At 64.2% G+C, this 15,830-nt stretch carries 16 protein-coding genes; 4 read left to right on the top strand and 12 right to left on the bottom strand.

What is annotated here, in order from left to right; all coding sequences use genetic code 11:
* Positions 1-21: 21 nt before the first annotated feature.
* Positions 22-1,068, top strand: coding sequence for an anthranilate phosphoribosyltransferase (gene trpD / locus CXR03_RS10485; RefSeq protein WP_104103731.1), 1,047 nt, complete (start codon positions 22-24; stop codon positions 1,066-1,068).
* Positions 1,069-1,291: 223 nt separating this feature from the next.
* Here trpD and CXR03_RS10480 read toward each other — a convergent pair whose 3' ends face one another.
* From CXR03_RS10480 to CXR03_RS10460, 5 genes are all read right to left on the bottom strand, one after another.
* Positions 1,292-1,573, bottom strand: coding sequence for an Lrp/AsnC family transcriptional regulator (locus CXR03_RS10480; protein WP_104054109.1), 282 nt, complete (start codon positions 1,571-1,573; stop codon positions 1,292-1,294).
* A 117-nt stretch (positions 1,574-1,690) separates the two neighbouring features.
* Positions 1,691-2,125 (bottom strand): DUF3054 domain-containing protein, encoded by a 435-nt coding sequence (locus CXR03_RS10475; protein ID WP_104103730.1) that lies wholly within the window; start codon positions 2,123-2,125, stop codon positions 1,691-1,693.
* A complete protein-coding gene (locus CXR03_RS10470) occupies positions 2,122-2,727 on the bottom strand; it encodes a TetR/AcrR family transcriptional regulator (RefSeq protein WP_104103729.1) in 606 nt (201 codons plus the stop codon). Before CXR03_RS10470 ends, CXR03_RS10475 begins: the two co-directional genes overlap by 4 nt.
* Positions 2,728-2,758: 31 nt before the next feature.
* Positions 2,759-3,454 (bottom strand): ABC transporter ATP-binding protein, encoded by a 696-nt coding sequence (locus CXR03_RS10465; protein ID WP_104103728.1) that lies wholly within the window; start codon positions 3,452-3,454, stop codon positions 2,759-2,761.
* Complete coding sequence (locus CXR03_RS10460; RefSeq protein WP_104103727.1) at positions 3,451-4,596, bottom strand: ABC transporter permease; 1,146 nt, start codon at positions 4,594-4,596, stop codon at positions 3,451-3,453. Before CXR03_RS10460 ends, CXR03_RS10465 begins: the two co-directional genes overlap by 4 nt.
* A gap of 177 nt (positions 4,597-4,773) precedes the next feature.
* On the opposite strand from CXR03_RS10460, the gene CXR03_RS10455 reads away from it, so the two are divergent.
* Positions 4,774-5,859: a lysylphosphatidylglycerol synthase transmembrane domain-containing protein gene (locus CXR03_RS10455; protein ID WP_104103726.1), complete on the top strand. Its 1,086-nt coding sequence runs from the start codon at positions 4,774-4,776 to the stop codon at positions 5,857-5,859.
* A gap of 21 nt (positions 5,860-5,880) precedes the next feature.
* Here the strand turns inward: CXR03_RS10455 and CXR03_RS10450 are convergent, their stop codons facing one another.
* From CXR03_RS10450 to CXR03_RS10435, 4 genes are all read right to left on the bottom strand, one after another.
* The gene (locus CXR03_RS10450; protein WP_104103725.1) at positions 5,881-6,669 is read right to left on the bottom strand and encodes an SDR family oxidoreductase; all 789 of its coding nucleotides are present in this window, start codon (positions 6,667-6,669) and stop codon (positions 5,881-5,883) included.
* Between the two features lie 90 nt (positions 6,670-6,759).
* Positions 6,760-7,107, bottom strand: coding sequence for a UBP-type zinc finger domain-containing protein (locus CXR03_RS10445; protein ID WP_104103724.1), 348 nt, complete (start codon positions 7,105-7,107; stop codon positions 6,760-6,762).
* A 90-nt stretch (positions 7,108-7,197) separates the two neighbouring features.
* Positions 7,198-8,031, bottom strand: a complete 834-nt coding sequence (locus CXR03_RS10440; protein ID WP_104103723.1) for an SDR family NAD(P)-dependent oxidoreductase — start codon at positions 8,029-8,031, stop codon at positions 7,198-7,200.
* A 119-nt stretch (positions 8,032-8,150) separates the two neighbouring features.
* The gene (locus CXR03_RS10435) at positions 8,151-8,747 is read right to left on the bottom strand and encodes a TetR family transcriptional regulator (protein WP_104103722.1); all 597 of its coding nucleotides are present in this window, start codon (positions 8,745-8,747) and stop codon (positions 8,151-8,153) included.
* A 57-nt stretch (positions 8,748-8,804) separates the two neighbouring features.
* Here CXR03_RS10435 and CXR03_RS10430 point away from each other — a divergent pair, with 57 nt between their 5' ends.
* Both CXR03_RS10430 and CXR03_RS10425 read left to right on the top strand, forming a co-directional pair.
* The gene (locus tag CXR03_RS10430; protein ID WP_104103721.1) at positions 8,805-10,286 is read left to right on the top strand and encodes an MFS transporter; all 1,482 of its coding nucleotides are present in this window, start codon (positions 8,805-8,807) and stop codon (positions 10,284-10,286) included.
* Positions 10,287-10,749: 463 nt separating this feature from the next.
* On the top strand, positions 10,750-12,282 hold the full coding sequence (locus CXR03_RS10425; protein WP_181034552.1) for an HNH endonuclease signature motif containing protein: 1,533 nt from the start codon (positions 10,750-10,752) through the stop codon (positions 12,280-12,282).
* Positions 12,283-12,348: 66 nt separating this feature from the next.
* Here the strand turns inward: CXR03_RS10425 and CXR03_RS10420 are convergent, their stop codons facing one another.
* Genes CXR03_RS10420 through CXR03_RS10410 form a run of 3 tightly spaced genes read right to left on the bottom strand, consistent with a single transcriptional unit; the run spans position 12,349 to position 15,804 of the window.
* Positions 12,349-13,173, bottom strand: a complete 825-nt coding sequence (locus CXR03_RS10420; RefSeq protein ID WP_104103719.1) for an SDR family oxidoreductase — start codon at positions 13,171-13,173, stop codon at positions 12,349-12,351.
* A complete protein-coding gene (locus CXR03_RS10415) occupies positions 13,174-14,178 on the bottom strand; it encodes an aldo/keto reductase family protein (protein ID WP_104103718.1) in 1,005 nt (334 codons plus the stop codon).
* A gap of 42 nt (positions 14,179-14,220) precedes the next feature.
* Positions 14,221-15,804: a fatty acyl-CoA synthetase gene (locus CXR03_RS10410; protein ID WP_258073591.1), complete on the bottom strand. Its 1,584-nt coding sequence runs from the start codon at positions 15,802-15,804 to the stop codon at positions 14,221-14,223.
* Between the last annotated feature and the right edge of the window lie 26 nt (positions 15,805-15,830).

The raw sequence follows: 15,830 nt of genomic DNA, 5'->3' as shown, positions 1-15,830 counted from the left end.
TTCGTAGATAACCTAGGGGATGTGACTACGAATCCGAGCTCCGAACACACCTGGCCGACGCTCATCAACGCCCTGATTTTGCGTCAGGATCTGCGCACTGAACAGACGCGATGGGCGATGAATTCCATCATGGCCGGCGAAGCCTCGGACGCCCAGATGGCAGGCTTCCTGGTGGCCCTGCGGTCCAAGGGGGAGACGGTCCAGGAACTGACAGGCCTGGTGGAGGCCATGCTGGAGAACTCCCGGCCCATTGATATTCCGGGGGAGACTCTGGACATCGTGGGCACGGGAGGTGACCGGCACAACACAGTGAATATCTCCTCCATGGCCGCCCTCGTCTGCGCCGGGGCCGGAGCGAAAGTGGTCAAGCACGGCAACCGGGCAGCGTCGTCGTCGTCGGGATCCGCTGACGTCATAGAGGCACTCGGGGTACGCCTGGACCTCCCCATCGACCGGGTGGCGGAGGCGGCGGCCACGGCCGGCATCACCTTCTGTTTCGCTCAGGTCTTCCATCCGTCCATGCGGCACGCAGCTGTGCCGAGGCGGGAAATGGGTGTGTCCACTGCCTTTAACTTCATGGGACCGCTCACCAACCCGTCCCGCCCCGCTGCTTCCGCGATCGGGGTGGCCGATGCTCGGCTGGCACCGCTGATGGCCGGAGTCCTGGCGGCCCGCGGAGTTCGCGCCCTCGTCTTCCGCGGGGATGACGGCCTGGATGAAATGACGACGACGGGCGCCTCCACCGTCTGGGAAGTCCGTAACGGGGCCGTAGAGGTGTCAACGGTGGATCCCCTGGACCTCGGGATCCCCCGGGCGACCCTGGACGATCTGCGGGGCGGGGATGCTTCCGCGAACGCCGCAGTGGTGCGCAGCGTGCTGGCTGGTGACAAGGGGCCGGTCCGTGACGCCGTGGTCCTCAACGCCGGTGCCGCGCTGGTTGCACTGGACCCGCACGCGGACGCGGACCTGCCGGAACGTTTGGCGGACGGGATCCGCCGTGCAGAAAAGGCGATCGACTCCGGTGCGGCCCAGGCAGCTCTCGACCGTTGGATAGAGGTCACCCGGTAGTACCGGGGAAGAAAAACGGTTTTATTCAGCCGTTTTGGTCCCGCTGGCGGCGTCAGCTTTCGCGTCCGGAATCTGTCGCTATAACGACAAATATAGTGCCGGACATCATCCGAGAAAGGCCCTTACCTCCCCCGGCCGGGGGAGGTAAGGGCCTTATGAATTGTTATGAAATCGTGTTCCGCCTGCCGTTATTTTGTGATATGCAACGCGGAATCAGGCGATGTCAGCTATCGAATCCCAGGGAAAAAGCAGCGTCCAAATCGTGCTTGGAGTACGCGCGGAAAGCGATCTGGGTGGTTGTGCCGATGACGCCGTTGACCTTGGAGAGCCGGTTGGCGATCGCGTCGGCGAGATCCTCGTGACGGCGTACCCGGGCGATGGCGATGAGGTCCCATTCGCCGGTGACTGAGTAGACCTCACTGATGCCTTCGATCTCCGAGATCTCCTCGGCACACTCGGGGATGCGGGCGGAGTCAGTCTGGATGAGGACAAAAGCGGTGATCATGGTGAGCCTTTCGAAAATGCTGGCGGGGGTGGAGGCTGATGCTTCGGTGCTGGAGGCCGCACTACTGCGAGCCTATCGGAAGCACCGGCGCTTGCCGCAGGGTGAAACAGTGACGGGTCAGTGCTTCCTGCGGGCCCACAGATGCGCGGCCGCGCGCGGAATCAGCAGGAAGGCGCCGAGGACGCACAGTGTCACGATGGCGAAGCTCAGGGCGACGCCGCCGCCGAAAAGCGCCCTCACGCCGAGCCCGGCAACCACGGTGATGAGCCACAGGGCTACACCCGCCGGCCACAGCGACGCCGGGGATTTCCAGCGGGCCAGGAGTACCCAGCCGGCCAGGCAGGCTGCCAGGAACGGTGAGGCGGTTACGAGGATGCCGGCCGGATCCAGCCCGTGCTCGTGGGTGTCCCGTCCCAGCGCGGCGAACAGGATGATCAGTACGACGTCGAGGGCCAGAATAATTGTCCTGCTGCTGCGGCCGGTGCGGGGCGGGGACGCTTGGGTAGAGGTGCCGGGGGAGGCGGTGTTGGTCCCGGTGCTGGGGTCAATCATGGCTGCTGCTCTCTGGCAGCTTCACTTCGGTGCTGCCGGACGTAGGGTTCCAGGAGCTCGGTGACGCGTGCATTGACGGCCTGCTGCGGTGTGCCTGACTCCAGCTGCTTGGTGGCTGTGTGAACAATTCCGTTGATCAGTTCCGCCGTGGCAGCCGGGTCCTCGGCCCCCAGCTCGCGGAGCGTGCCGACCAGCGGATCCAGAAGTTGTGAATGCATGATGGCGCTTTGGGTGTTTAGTTCCTCACTGGGCGCCACGGCGGCCAGTGCGTTGCCCACGGCATGCTCGCCTTCGGCAACCAGGGCAATATTGGTCAGGACGTAGGCGAGAATGCGGTCGGCCGGTTCGGGCTGGGCACGCATGGCTTCTTCCACCCGCTGTGCCCAGCGGGGAAAGACATCCAGGACAAGTGCATGCAGGAGGTCCTGCCTGGACTTGTAGTACTGGTAGGCACTGGGGCGGGCGAGGCCCGCCAGCGCGGCCACATCGGCCATGCTGGGAGCCTCACCCGTTTGGGCCAGCAGAGTGCGTGCCGCATCAAGAAGCGCCCGCTGCTGGGCCGCACGGTGTTCTGCGACCGTGGGGGCGGTTATGCGGGGCACATGCCCTCCTGTTACTTGCTGTGTTTGATATCTAGCTGATGAGCCGTCCGTCAACCATCTCCACCACGCGGTGGCAGTGGTGGAGAACGTCATGATCGTGCGTCACCATAACTGTAGCAACGCCGCGCTCAGCGGTTTCGCGGGCCAGCAGCGCCACGACCTCCTGGCTGCGGCGCCGGTCCAGGGCAGCCGTGGGTTCGTCCACCAGCAGCAGCGGCGGACGGGTCACGAGCGCCCGGGCAATTCCCACGCGCTGGCGTTCACCGCCGGAGAGCTGGTCGGGCCGGCTCTTGAGCTTGTGGTCCATTCCAACGGCTGCGAGCAGCTCCCGGGGGTCGAAGCGCTTCTTGCCGAACGCCATTCGGTGCACCAGTTCCAGCTGCTCACCGGCCGTCAGCGCCGGAATCAGGTTCCCGGACTGAAAGACAAAGCCGATGTTACGCAGCCGGAAGCGGGCGCGGGCAGCACTGTTCAATGTTGCGAGGTCTGTTCCGTTGATGGAAATGGTTCCGGCGTCGGGGCTGGTAAGAGCGCCGGCCGCGGCGAGAAGGCTCGACTTGCCGGCTCCGGAGGGGCCGACGACGGCGACAAGCTCGCCCGGGCGAACCGTGAGGGAGACGTTATCCAGGGCCTGTACGGTGGCGTCACCGTCGCCAAGGGCCAGGCTGGCTCCCTCGATCACCAGTCCCAGGGCAGTGTCCGTGATTGGTTCGGTCGTTGTATTCATCGCTGTCCTCCCAGGGCGGCCAGGGGATCAACCCTGGAAATTCGAATGATGGCGGCTGCGGCGCCGGTCAATCCCAGCAGGACAGTCAGAGCCGTGGCGAGGCCAATGGGACCGGCTTCCAGGGCGAACGGCATGGCAGTGCCGGTCAACCCGGCACCCATGCCGAGGCCAACCAGCACGCCGGCGGCGGTGAAGCCGACCAGGACGATGGCAGCTTGGGTCAGACCGTCGCGCAGCAGGTAGCCGGTTGAGGCGCCGATGGCACGCAGGACGGCCAGTTCGTGCTTCCGCTGGACGGTCCACACGGTAAAGAAGGCTCCGACAACGAGTGCGCAGATGGCGTACAGGAAAACCTGGATCATCTGCAGGGTCAGGGTTTCTGCACTGTAGCCAGGGGACGCGTTGAAGGATTCCTTCAGCGTGGACGTGACGGTTCCGGCAACTTCGTCGCCTGCAGCGAAGTCAATATCGGCGCCGTCCTCGGCGAGCAGCGCCACGGTGCTGGCCGTGTCGAACGACGTTCCGGCGGTGTCGGCCTCCGAGGGTGCCCCGGGACCCGCATCGCCGCCGGCAATGTACTGCCAGGTGCTCAGGGGAAGATAGGCAACTGTCACGTGCCCGAAGGTGGCCTGATCGGCTGTGTAGCCAACCACGGTCAGCTCCGTGCCGATCCGCTCCAGGGTGACAACGGAGCCCAGTTCCAGCCCTTCATCTGCTCCCGTAGGGGAGACAACAATCTCGTTCGGCGCGGACGCAGCGCGCCCCTCACCGATTTTCGGCGCGAGGAAGGCATTGGAATCGACGCCGAAGAGGGAAAGGTCAACCTGGGTGCCGTCACCGGTGGTGCCGTTCATCATGGAAGCACCCATCAGCGTGACATCCGCAACGCCGGGCTGGCTGCGCCATGCTTCGGCCTGGGACTCATCGACGACGCTTCGCGAGAACGCGTTGTCGGTCTTGGTGCCTTCATTGAAAGCGAAAGCTGTGGCGGGCATGGACTTGAGCCCGGAGACGCCGTCATTGACGAGACCGGAGGACAGGCCGGACAGCAGGACCATCAGGATGGCGATGAAGGCGATGACGCCGCCCATCAGGCCAAACCGGGCCCTGGCGAAGCGCAGTTCACGCAGCGCTAAAAACATGGGAATCTCCGTGGGTTGTGGATATATGCCAACACCATGTCAGCATCATGCCAACATCGTGTCAGAAAATTGCTGCGGAGGGCAAGTTTGGGCCCGGCGCTCTCGTGATGGAACTTCACAGGGGACCCGTCCGCCTCCGCTCTGGCTTGGACGCCGCCATTCTGCTGTTCTTGAAGGATGCTCCAGCACCTGCACCAGGCCTGGCGCCGGGTGGCGCATTCACGGTTGTTGAGATGGGCGGCTGCTGTACTGGCTGTGGTGCTGGTTATCGAATACATCGTCCTGCCGCAGCTGGCTGGATCAGGGAACATTGTTTCCGCCGTCCTGGGATTGCCGGCCATCCTTATTCTTCTCGCCGTATGCCTGGAGACGGGATCACTGGCCAGCTACAGCTGGCTCACGCGCGAGGTACTGCCGGGAGAGGAGCGTCCGGGATTCTTCACCTTGTTCCGGATTGATCTCGCAGACCTGGCCGTCAACCACACCGTTCCCGGCGGCGGGACGACGTCGGCGGCCGCCCGCTTCCGCCTGCTTACCCGGTGCGGAGTGCAGTCAGAAAACGCGCTGAGCGCCGCGACCGTCCAGGTGGTTGGAGCCAATCTGGTGCTGGCCGGTCTGTTCAGTGCGGGACTGCTGACGGTTCACAGCACCTCTGTGGCAGGACGCTATCTCAGTACTGCCGGGGCCGTGGTCCTGGTGCTGCTGGTGTTGTCCGTGGCCGTGCTAACGGTGCTGGACCGGCATTTGGACGGAGCTGTCCGCATCGCAAGCAGTGCGGCCCGAACCATTAGGGTGATTTCTCCCGCCTCAGCCGAGCAGTTTGTTCGGACGATCGCTGCCGAGGTTCAGATGTTCCGCAGGGACCCCCGCAGGTTCGCTGCAGCGGTGGTCCTCGCCGCGCTGCGTTATGTGCTCGACGCTGCGTGCCTCTGGGTTTTCCTCGCCGCCTACGGGCACGTCCTTCATCCCGCAGAACTGCTGCTGGCCTATTCACTCGCCAACCTGGTGGCTCTGGCGCCGCTCACCCCGGGCGGACTCGGGTTGGTGGAGGGAGTGCTGGTGCCCATGCTCGTGGCCTTCGGCGCGCCGGACCATGCTGCAGTCCTCGGAGTGCTGTCCTGGCGGCTGGTGCAGTTCTGGCTGCCGATTCCTGCGGGGGGCCTTGCGTACCTGTCCCTGCGGCTGGGCATCCTGCGCCGCAAACAAAAGCAGCCCCGGAACAAGAGTTCCGGGGCTGCTTCGACAGTTGTCCGACAGAAGTAACAGCCGGTCAGGGGGTGCCTGCTATGCGCCCCAGATGTCGTCTCCGCGCAGCGTGGCGTCTGCGCCGCCGTCGGTGTAGATGGTCTGACCCGTGGTGTGCGTGTTTTCCTCGCTCGTCAGCCAGGCCAGCAGCCGGGCAATGACAACGGGCTCGGAGTGGCCGTTCAGCGGCATGGGGACTGAGGAGTCCACCATTTCGCGTCCCTCAGGGGTGGACAGCAGTTCCTTGGTCATTGCCGAGAGGACGGTGCCCGGGGCAACGGCGTTCAAGGGGATGCCGGCGCCGGCCCAGGTGTCAGTGACACTTGCGCGGCGAACCCAGCGGCTGAGGGCCCGCTTGGAGGAGGGGTAGTTGAGGTATCCAACGCGGGGACCCTGCTCGGCGAGGGCTGCACCGATTTCCAGCGCGCGGGCCTCGTCGCCTGCCAGCATTGCGTCAACGAGCTCGGGGGAGTTGGGTTGGAGTGACGCCATGGAACTGACGACGGCCGCGCGCGGCGCGTCGCTCTTGGCCAGCGTGGGGGCCAGCATTTCGAGGAATTCGGTAACTCCGAAGAAGTTGACGGCAACCGTGATGGGCGCGGGTGCAGAGATGCCTGCACAGGCAATGACTGCATCCACCTTGCCGCCGGCGAGCTCCACGGCCTTCTCAACGGCTGTGCGGCGGCCCTCGGCAGTGCTCAGGTCCGCTTCGACCTCAGCACCTCGAAGATCCACTCCCACAACGGTGTTGCCGCGTTCGCGCAGCAGTTCGGCTGTAGCGGCGCCGATTCCCGATCCTGATCCAGTAACTATGTATGTGCGTGCCATGACTCCAGATTACGCCTGTGGCACGTGCGGTTTTGACTGATGTGATTTGCGCACCAATCGCCCGAACCCCCGGTCAGCGGGCGGCGCTGACTAGTGCAGTTCACTCTGCCAGCCGGGTGGAACTTTTTCAGCGGGCCCGGGCACGCTCTGGCTCAGCGGATGGCTTAGCGGTGGTGCGAGCTCCGGGCCCGCAAAGACGGAACTGGTCCGGTAATCCCAGAACCAGTCTTCACCGGGTTCATAGCTGCGGATCACCGGATGGCCGGTTGACTGCTCGTGGCCGGTGGCATGCTGTCCCGGAGAGTTGTCGCAGCAGCCGATATGGCCGCATTCGGCACACCGGCGAAGGTGGAACCACCAGCCTCCGTCCGCACTGCATTCCACGCAGCCCGGCCCCGACGGCGGCACTGAAACGTTGATGCCGGATAAGTCGTACATAGGTGCTCACTCCTCGGCGGCCACCCCCCTTTCACCAACGGTAGCCAAGCCCGTGCGCGGGTAACAGAGGCCAGCCCCCGACACGACCCGTCAGCCGTCGGCCAGTCCCACCATCCGGGCACTTTCTGCCCACAGCCGGGCGGACAGGGCTGCGTCGTAAGCGTCCTTATTGGCGGTGGAGATTTTGCACTTGTAGTAATACTTGCCGGGCTGCCAGTCCTTTCCCGGGTCCGCAGTGGCCAGCCACACCAGCGTTTCGGCGCCCTGCTCGGGGGAGAGCAGGAATCGGTTGAGGACCGTCCGGTACATCAGGCGCATCATGGTGGTGGAGTCAGCGGCGAAAGACGTTGCCACCCCGCCGGGATGGAAGGCCGCGGTTGAGATGCCCCGGGCACGGTACCGGTCATCCAACTCCCGGGTGAACAGGATGTTGGCAAGCTTCGCGTTTCCATACGCACGGTTGGGAGTGTACTTTCGGCGGGCCTCCAGGTCGTCGATATCGAAACGGGCGAAGATGCTGTTGGCCACGCTGGATGTGTTGACGACGGTTGCCTGTGATTCCGTGAGGCGGTCCAGCAGCAGGTTGGTCAGCAGGAACGGGGCCAGATGGTTCACCTGCAGTGTCTTTTCGTGGCCGTCCGGGGTTTCTTCGCGCGGGCCCATGATGCCGCCGGCATTATTGGCGAGGACGTCGATGCGCGGATAGCGCTCCAGCAGTGTGGCAGCCAAGGTGCGAACGTCGTCGAGCCGGGAGAAATCCGCCAAGTAATAGTCGGCACCGCCCAGATCACGGGCTATGGCGGCCGTCTTCTCCGGCGACCGGCCGACGAGGACGACCCGGTTGCCTAAGCTGTGCAGGCTGCGGGCTGCTGCGGCACCGATGCCGTCGCTTGCCCCGGTAATGACGATGGTTCGCTCTGGCACAGGGTGGCCTTTCGGCAGAGGAGGAATCGTGCGAAGACTTTCCCAGTATGGCAATGCCCGGGGGATGAGCCAATGAACCAAGTCGCCGTATTGCGGTAGCTGGTGTCACCCGTTCGCGGTCAGTGCCTCTGCTGGGTCTGCGGTGTTGGCTCCAGGAGGCGGCGGGCCGCGGCAACGGCAGCTTTTCGGCGCCGGTCCCGTGATTTGCCGGACCCTTCAGGCTTTCCCGTGAAGAGGGTTTCAGGTGACTGTGCCCAGGCCGTGGCCAGGGAGAAGAGCAGAACCATTAAATCGTCCGGGTCCCAGGCCGGATCGATGAGGCCTTGTTCCTGGGCGCTGACGATGTCTTCGTTGCGGGGGCCCGGCCGGCCGCAAGGTGTTGGCGGGAGCAGGTTGGGCTCTTCTTCAAGCCGTGCCCAGTCCAGCATGCGCAGGTGCTCGGGTTCTTCTACGGCGTGGTCAAACATCGCGCCAACGAATCCCGGCAAGTCTGTGGCGTCCCTCGAAACCTGATCCGTAGTTTCCTGCAGGTTGTCCCTCAGCACCGCGGCAAAGAGCGAGCGTTTGTCGCCGAAATAGGCGTAGAGGCGCTCCTTGCTGGCTTTGGCCTCCGCGGCTATCCGGTCCACACGTGCGCCGGCCAGTCCATGCCGGGCAAACTCAGTGCGTGCTGCAGCCATGATTCTGGCCCGTGTTGCTTCGCCGTCGCTTCTCATACCTGTAGTCTATCTAAGCCAACCAACCAGTTCGTTTTGAATGAGGATTTCCCGTACATGGACCGCACCACCCCCGCCGGATCGCCTCCGGCCGTTGACCACTCGGCGCATCCGCACCGCTGGCTCCTCTTGTCTGTTCTCGCCCTGGCCCAGCTGATGGTGGTCCTTGACGGGACAATCGTTAACATCGCCCTGCCGGACGCCCAATTGGATCTCGGCATGTCCGACGGCGACCGGACCTGGGTGGTCACCATTTACGCCCTGGCCTTCGGGTCCCTGCTGCTTCTTGGCGGACGCATCGCGGACTACTGGGGCCGCAAGCGCACCTTCATGGCAGGCATGTTTGGGTTTGCCCTTGCCTCAGCGCTGGGCGGCTTTGCATCCAGTACTGAAATGCTGCTTGCCGCCCGTGGCCTGCAGGGTGCGTTTGCTGCACTCCTGGCACCGGCGTCGCTGGCAATTCTGACCATCACGTTCCCGTCGGGCAAGGACCGTATCAAAGCCTTCGCCGTGTACGGCGCGATTGGCGGCGGCGGTGCAGCCATCGGCCTGCTGCTTGGCGGCGTCCTTACGCAGTACGCGTCCTGGACCTGGTGCCTGCTCGTGAACGTACCCATCGCCGTCGTCGCCATGGCTGCCGGTCTGCCTTTGATCCGTGAGAGCAAGGCCCACGGAAACACGCGTTACGACCTTCCCGGTGCCATCCTCGTCGTTGCCGGACTCGCGTCGCTGGTCTACGGTTTCGCCCAGGCTGAAAACGGTTGGGCGCGGGTGGAAACCATCGGGTTCCTGGCAGCCGGCGTCGTCGTCCTCGCTGCCTTCGTCTTTGTGGAATCCAAGGTATCCAACCCGCTCCTTCCCCTGCGCGTGCTGGCCAACCGGGTCCGCGGCGGTGCTTTCCTGATTTCGGCCCTGACCGGTGCAGCCCTGTTGGGCGGAATTCTCTTCCTCGTCTTCTACTTCCAGATTGTCCTGGGTTACTCGCCGCTGAAGTCCGGCCTGGCGTCGCTTCCGATGACGCTCGCCATCACTGCCGGTGCAGGCGTGCTGTCCAAGTTCCTGCCCCGCACGGGTGTCCGCCTGCCGATGACGGTGGGGCCTGTGGTTGGTGCTGTCGGCCTCTTCTGGCTGTCCTTCATCACTGTGGAGGGGAACTATGCGCTGGAGGTCCTGCCCGGGCTGGTTCTTCTGGGCTTCGGCCTGGCGATGATTTTTGTTCCCCTGCAGAACGTGGCGCTCGCCGGGATTGACGAGCACGACGCCGGCGTTGCCAGTGCCGCTGTTTCCGCCACGCAGCAGATTGGCGGTTCCATTGGCACGGCCCTGTTCACGGCTATCTATACGGCTGCCATGACGGCGTATCTCAGCAGCAACGAGGTGCTCCCCGGTGTCCAGGCCGGTGCCTTGGTCAGCGGATATTCGGCAGCGTTCATGTGGGCCGGTGCGGCGATTCTTCTGGCCGCACCGATTGGCTTCTTTATGATCCGTCCGGCCAAGGAGGACCTGCTGAAGGTTCCTGCCGTGGCTCACGCGGGCTGACGGGTTTCGAAGCTTCCGGACTCTCAGGCATGAAGCGTGGACCGGCTCTTGGTTATTCAGGAGGTGGTCCACGCTTTTGTGTTTGTTCGGTTGGCTGTGCCTGGTCGGTTGGGCTGTGGTGTTCCGATTGGTTCGGTTGGCTGTGGTGGGATCGAGGCCTTCGCTGACCCAGACGTGCGTCCTTTGGCGACTGCTCCGCAGGTAAGCGCTTCCCTTCCCAAGTAGTTCTTCCGAAAAGACGGGTATCTCGGGACCTCGAAAGTCTCTATTTTGGCGCTTTTGGGGCTGTTTTCGGGACGGAAATGTCGGTGGCGGGTGAAAGCCTGAAGCCATGGATCAGGACGGATCTTTTCGACGCGGCGGCACCGGTGATTGTGGCGGTGCCGGGCAGGCTGCTGGCCCGAGCCTGTCGGTTTTTGCGACTGAGCCGGACAACGCCCCGAGGGATCCCGAAACCGTTCATATGGATCCAGCCTACCGCGACGGTTTGACGGGTTCGTTGGTCCTGCAGGGTGCGGAGGCCCTGACCCAGGACGAGTCCTCAGTGGTGTTGTCCCGGTTGGATGCTTTGGTGCGGTGGGCGCAGGCCCAGCAGGCCAAAGTGCTGCACCGGATGGAAATCCTCTTCCGGGACGACCTGCTCGAAGACATCGGCCGGGAGGATCCGGCCCTGACCTTTAGCCTGGCCGCGGAGGAAGCCGCAGCCATCCTGCACCTTCCCACGAATACCGCGAAGATGCTGATGAGTGAGGCGGGACGGTTGTGCACCACACACACCGCAACCCTTGCCCGGCTGGAGGACGGGAGCCTGGGTTACGGGCATGCGCAGACGGTCCTGGACCAATCCCAAAACGTCCCCGAGCCTGAGCTGGCCGGTTTCGAAACGGTGTTGCTGGAGGCCGCTGGTGCGGGGCAGACGTCGTCCCAGTTCCGGGTGAAGGCCAGAAGGTTGCGGGAGGGCCGGTATCCGGAGACCATTCCGGTCCGGCATAAGAGTGCTTTTGAACGGCGGCGGGTGTGTTTGGTGCCGGATGAGGACGGGATGTCGTGGTTGTCGGCGTTATTGCCGGCAGCGCGGGCGCAGTTGGTGTATACGCAGTTGACGACGGCGGCGCGGGGTGAGCGGGGTGCGGGGGATTCGCGGGGAGTGGATCAGTTGCGGGCGGACATTCTGGCTGACCTGCTCGAGGGTGACCCTGACGAAAGGGATGCAACGGACAGCCATGACCTCGAACAAAGTGGGCCGGCCAGCGAGGCGATGGACGGCGACGGCCTGGGTGGCCGTGCCCCAGATTCTGGACGCAACGGCAACTGGGACCGCAGGGACAGGGACAGCGGCAGCGGCACGAAGGATAACCGGGCCCGAGCACGAGCCCGGGCCCGAACGGAGATTCTGGTCCTGATCACTGCCGAGACCCTGTTCGGTGCTGAGGAACAGCCTGCCGAACTGCACGGATACGGGCCGATCAGCCCGGAAACTGCCCGTCGTTTGGCCCGGCAGGCAGTGCACTGGACTCCGGTGGAACGGCACCCGGACACTGAGGAGATTCTGCGGGTCGGGCGGCGGCGGAAAGTACCTGCCGGGCTGCAGCGCTGGCTGCGGGCCCGGGACGGAACCTGCCGGTTCCCGGGGTGCCGGACCAACGCCGTGATCGCCGAGATCGACCACACCAAACCCTGGTCCCACGGCGGGAGCACCGATCACGAAAACCTGGAGCACTTGTGCCGGCGGCATCACATGTTCAAGTCCCGGGGTTTTTGGAAAGCACGACAACGCAGTCCCGGGATTATTGAGTGGACGTCGCCGGGCGGTCGGACCTACCGGACCGATCCGCACCTCACCCTGGCCGCAGCACCAAACGCAGCACCAAACACAGGACTAAGCGCGGGACCCAGAGTGGAAGCCACGGGACCCGCTGCAATCGGACGGTCGTCTCAGGGATCGGCCGCGGACCCGGACCCAGACGACTACGGCGACGACCCGCCACCCTTCTAGACGTGGTTACACCCTTCTAGACCTGGTTAGCTGCCGACTAACCCCCGGTAGTTACCGGCGAACCGATTAGCGGAACCCGCCGTCACTGGTGAGCACCTGTCCCACCATCCACCGCCCCTCGTCGCTGACCAGCCAAGCGATGAGGCGGGCGGGGTCATCCGGTTCACCGAAGCGGCCGCCGGGAAACCGCGAAAGGACCTCGGCAACGACTTCCGGGGAACGGTCGGCCGTCTCAAGGTCCAGATAGCCTGTGTTCACCGGGCCGGGGTTCACGGTATTAAGGACAATTCCCCGGCGGATCAGGTCCGCTGCCACCGATGGGGTGATCCCTGCCAGAGCGGCCTTCGAAGTTGCGTAGGCAATCTCGTCCTCCATGATCCCGCCGTTGATCTGCCCCGACGTCATCCAGATAACCCGTCCTCCGGGACGCCCGTCGTGCTGCCGGGCAAACCCGAGGGTGGCCAGGAGGGTTGAGCGGGTATTGACCTGCCAATGGGCATCGAGCTTCTCGGCTGTCATCTCCGCCAGCGCTCCGTCACCGCCGCTGCGCGCATGGTTGCAGATCAGTATGTCCAGATGTCCCAGGGCAGCGGCAGCGTCTCGAATGAGCTGTTCCGCACCGCCGGCATCCGCGAGGTCAATGCTGGCGTGCTCCAGTTGCGCCCCGTTGGTGAGGAAGCCCTGCAGCGCGCCGACGACGTCGTCAATCGAGTCTGCGCCCCATGGCTGGTCCGCATCGTGCGGGGAGTAATGCGCCAGATAAAGGCTCGCGCCCATCCGTGCCAGTCGGGTCGCTACGGCAAAGCCGATCCCTCGTCGCCGGCTGACCCCGGTGATAACTGCCGTGCGGCCAGCCAGCGGAAGCGGAGCCTTCAAGTGTTCATCAGGCATCTAGGATGGACGGCTCTCCGGGGTATGGGTCTTTGCGGGATCACGCTCGGCAAGTGAGCCCACGGCGTCGTCTATGCGGGCCAGGACATCGGGTTTAAGTTCCACTCCCGCCGCCTGGACATTCGAGGTGACCTGCTCCGGCCGGGAGGCACCGATGATAGCGGCCGCCACGTTCGGATTCTGCAGCACCCAGGCGACAGCCAGCTGGCCCATCGTCAGGCCGGCTTCATCGGCAATCGGCTGCAGTTTCTGCACACCGGCCAGCACGTCGTCGTTCATCCACCGGCTAATCATCTTCGCGCCGCCCTTGGAGTCCGTGGCACGGCTGCCTTCGGGCAAGTCGGCTCCCGGCTTGTACTTGCCACTGAGGACACCCTGGGCCATGGGGGAGAAGACAATCTGTGAAATACCCAGCTTTTCCGACGCTGGAACCACCTCCGCCTCGATGACCCGCCACAGCATGTTGTACTGCGGCTGATTCGAGATCAGCGAGAATCCCAGGTCCTTGGCGAGTGCCTGTCCGGCACGGAGCTGCTCGGCATTCCACTCGCTGACACCGATGTACAGGGCTTTGCCCTGCCGTACGACGTCGGCGAAGGCCTGCATGGTTTCCTCCAGGGGCGTCTCCGAGTCATAGCGGTGCGCCTGGTACAGGTCGACATAGTCCGTCTGCAGCCGCCGCAGGGAACCATTGATGGATTCCATGATGTGTTTGCGGGACAGACCGGAATCATTGTGTCCGGCAGGACCAGTGGGCCAGTACACCTTCGTCAGGATCTCCAGTGATTCCCGGCGCTCATTCTTCAGGGCGGCACCCAGGACTGTCTCCGCAGCTGTGTTGGCATACGTATCAGCGGTGTCGAAGGTGCTGATCCCGGCTTCCACTGCGGCACGGACACACTCGGTGGCGATGTCGTTCTCCACCTGGGAGCCGTGGGTCAACCAGTTTCCGTAGATGATTTCGGAGATCTTGAGCCCGCTGTTGCCGAGGTACCTGTGTTCCATGGGGGTGCGCTTCCTTTAACCGGTTATCGAGTGTGATCCGCCTCACGCCCCAACAGTACCCAGTCCCGTGTGCTGATCGCGCAACTGCCGCTTGACGATTTTGCCGCTGGGGTTTTTGGGCAGCGACTCGGCTATAACCACGTATTTGGGTGTTTTGTAACCGGCCAGCAAGCTGCGGGTGTGCGCCATGACCTCTTCCGGCATCATCTCAACGCCCGGCCGCGGAACCACCACTGCGGCGACGGCCTCCACCCAGTGCGGATGGGGGACTCCAAACACTGCAGCTTCGGCAACACCGTCGAGCAGGTAGATGGCCTCCTCCACCTCACGGCTGGCCACATTCTCTCCGCCGGACTTGATCATGTCCTTCTTGCGGTCCACCACGCTCAGGTAGCCTTCGTCGTCGAAATACCCCAGATCGCCCGAATGGAACCAGCCGTTGGCGAAAGCCTCGGCGGTACGCTCGGGATCGCGGTAATAGCCCAGGGTGGCGTGCGGGCTGCGGTGTACGATCTCGCCGACCGTGCCGGCCGGCACAGGCCGGTCCTCATCATCAACCACGGCAGTCTCTACGTTCAGCGACGGCCGGCCCGCTGACCCGGCATGGGCCAGCTGGTCCTCCGGACCGAGGATGGTGGCCACCGGCGCCATTTCCGTCTGGCCGTAGAAGTTCCAGAACCGCACGTCCGGCAGGCGCTCCTGCAGCTCCTTCAACACCTGTACGGGCATAGCGGATGCGCCGTAGTAGCCCTTGCGCAGAGAGGACAGGTCAGCTGCGTCGAACCGGGGTGAGCGCAGCAGGGAAATCCAGACTGTCGGGGGAGCGAAGAACTTAGTGACCTTTTCCTGTTCAATGGTTGCCAGGATGGCCGCCGGGTCGGGTGCCGGAAGGATGATGCTGGTGGCACCCAGATAGATATCCGGGCCCAGGAAACAGTCCAGCTGGGCGCAGTGATACAGCGGCAGCGTGTGCAGATCAACGTCCTCGGAACTCATGTTGCCGTCAACCACTGCAGAGACGTACTCCCACATCAGCGACCGGCTGGACATGAGAGCCCCCTTGGGCCGTGACTCCGTGCCCGAGGTGTACATCAGCCGCACCGGATCATCATCCGCCACCAGGGGAGGCTCCGGTGTCCCGCCGTCGAATTCGAACCAATCCTGCACATCCTCCCAGCCCGCCGGCACCGGGCCGGCGCAGATGCTGGAACGGACAACGACGACGTCGGTTTCCGCCGCTTTCATGGCGGCTTCGGCAACCGGAACCAGCGCGTCCTGGACCACAAATGCGGTGGCACCACTGTGATCCAGCACGTAGGCCACCTCGTCGGGCCCGAGCATGAAGTTGATCGGCACCAGGACCACACCCGCGCGGGCCGTGGCAAAGGCCAGCGCCGCAAACTGCCACGTATTGCGGGAGAGCAGGGCCAGGCGGTCTCCCGGCGCTATGCCGCGGGTCTGCAGGGCGGATGCTGCCGCGGCTACCGCCCGCTCGAAGTCCGCAAAGGTGAGACGGGTGGTGCCGTCAACGACGGCGGTCCGGGTGGGGAAGCGCTGGGCGCTTCGTCGGGGAAGATCGCCCAGCGTCTGGCTGCGGGACAGTGAAAGAAGCGGACTGACGGACACGCGGTACCCCCATAATCGACTGCTTG

Origin of the sequence: Arthrobacter sp. 08Y14, from assembly GCF_002929455.1 — a bacterium.
GTDB lineage: Bacteria > Actinomycetota > Actinomycetes > Actinomycetales > Micrococcaceae > Arthrobacter_B > Arthrobacter_B sunyaminii.
Note: the sequence above shows the minus strand (reverse complement) of the source record. Positions and strands in the feature narration are given on the sequence as shown.

Bases quoted from the DNA above. Each gene is read 5' to 3' on its own strand.
- CXR03_RS10480 (WP_104054109.1), bottom strand. From the start codon at position 1,573: ATGATCACCGCTTTTGTCCTCATCCAGACTGACTCCGCCCGCATCCCC.
- CXR03_RS10475 (WP_104103730.1), bottom strand. From the start codon at position 2,125: ATGATTGACCCCAGCACCGGGACCAACACCGCCTCCCCCGGCACCTCT.
- CXR03_RS10465 (WP_104103728.1), bottom strand. From the start codon at position 3,454: ATGAATACAACGACCGAACCAATCACGGACACTGCCCTGGGACTGGTG.
- CXR03_RS10460 (WP_104103727.1), bottom strand. From the start codon at position 4,596: ATGTTTTTAGCGCTGCGTGAACTGCGCTTCGCCAGGGCCCGGTTTGGC.
- CXR03_RS10455 (WP_104103726.1), top strand. From the start codon at position 4,774: ATGCTCCAGCACCTGCACCAGGCCTGGCGCCGGGTGGCGCATTCACGG.
- CXR03_RS10450 (WP_104103725.1), bottom strand. From the start codon at position 6,669: ATGGCACGCACATACATAGTTACTGGATCAGGATCGGGAATCGGCGCC.
- CXR03_RS10445 (WP_104103724.1), bottom strand. From the start codon at position 7,107: ATGTACGACTTATCCGGCATCAACGTTTCAGTGCCGCCGTCGGGGCCG.
- CXR03_RS10435 (WP_104103722.1), bottom strand. From the start codon at position 8,747: ATGAGAAGCGACGGCGAAGCAACACGGGCCAGAATCATGGCTGCAGCA.
- CXR03_RS10430 (WP_104103721.1), top strand. From the start codon at position 8,805: ATGGACCGCACCACCCCCGCCGGATCGCCTCCGGCCGTTGACCACTCG.
- CXR03_RS10425 (WP_181034552.1), top strand. From the start codon at position 10,750: ATGGATCCAGCCTACCGCGACGGTTTGACGGGTTCGTTGGTCCTGCAG.
- CXR03_RS10420 (WP_104103719.1), bottom strand. From the start codon at position 13,173: ATGCCTGATGAACACTTGAAGGCTCCGCTTCCGCTGGCTGGCCGCACG.
- CXR03_RS10415 (WP_104103718.1), bottom strand. From the start codon at position 14,178: ATGGAACACAGGTACCTCGGCAACAGCGGGCTCAAGATCTCCGAAATC.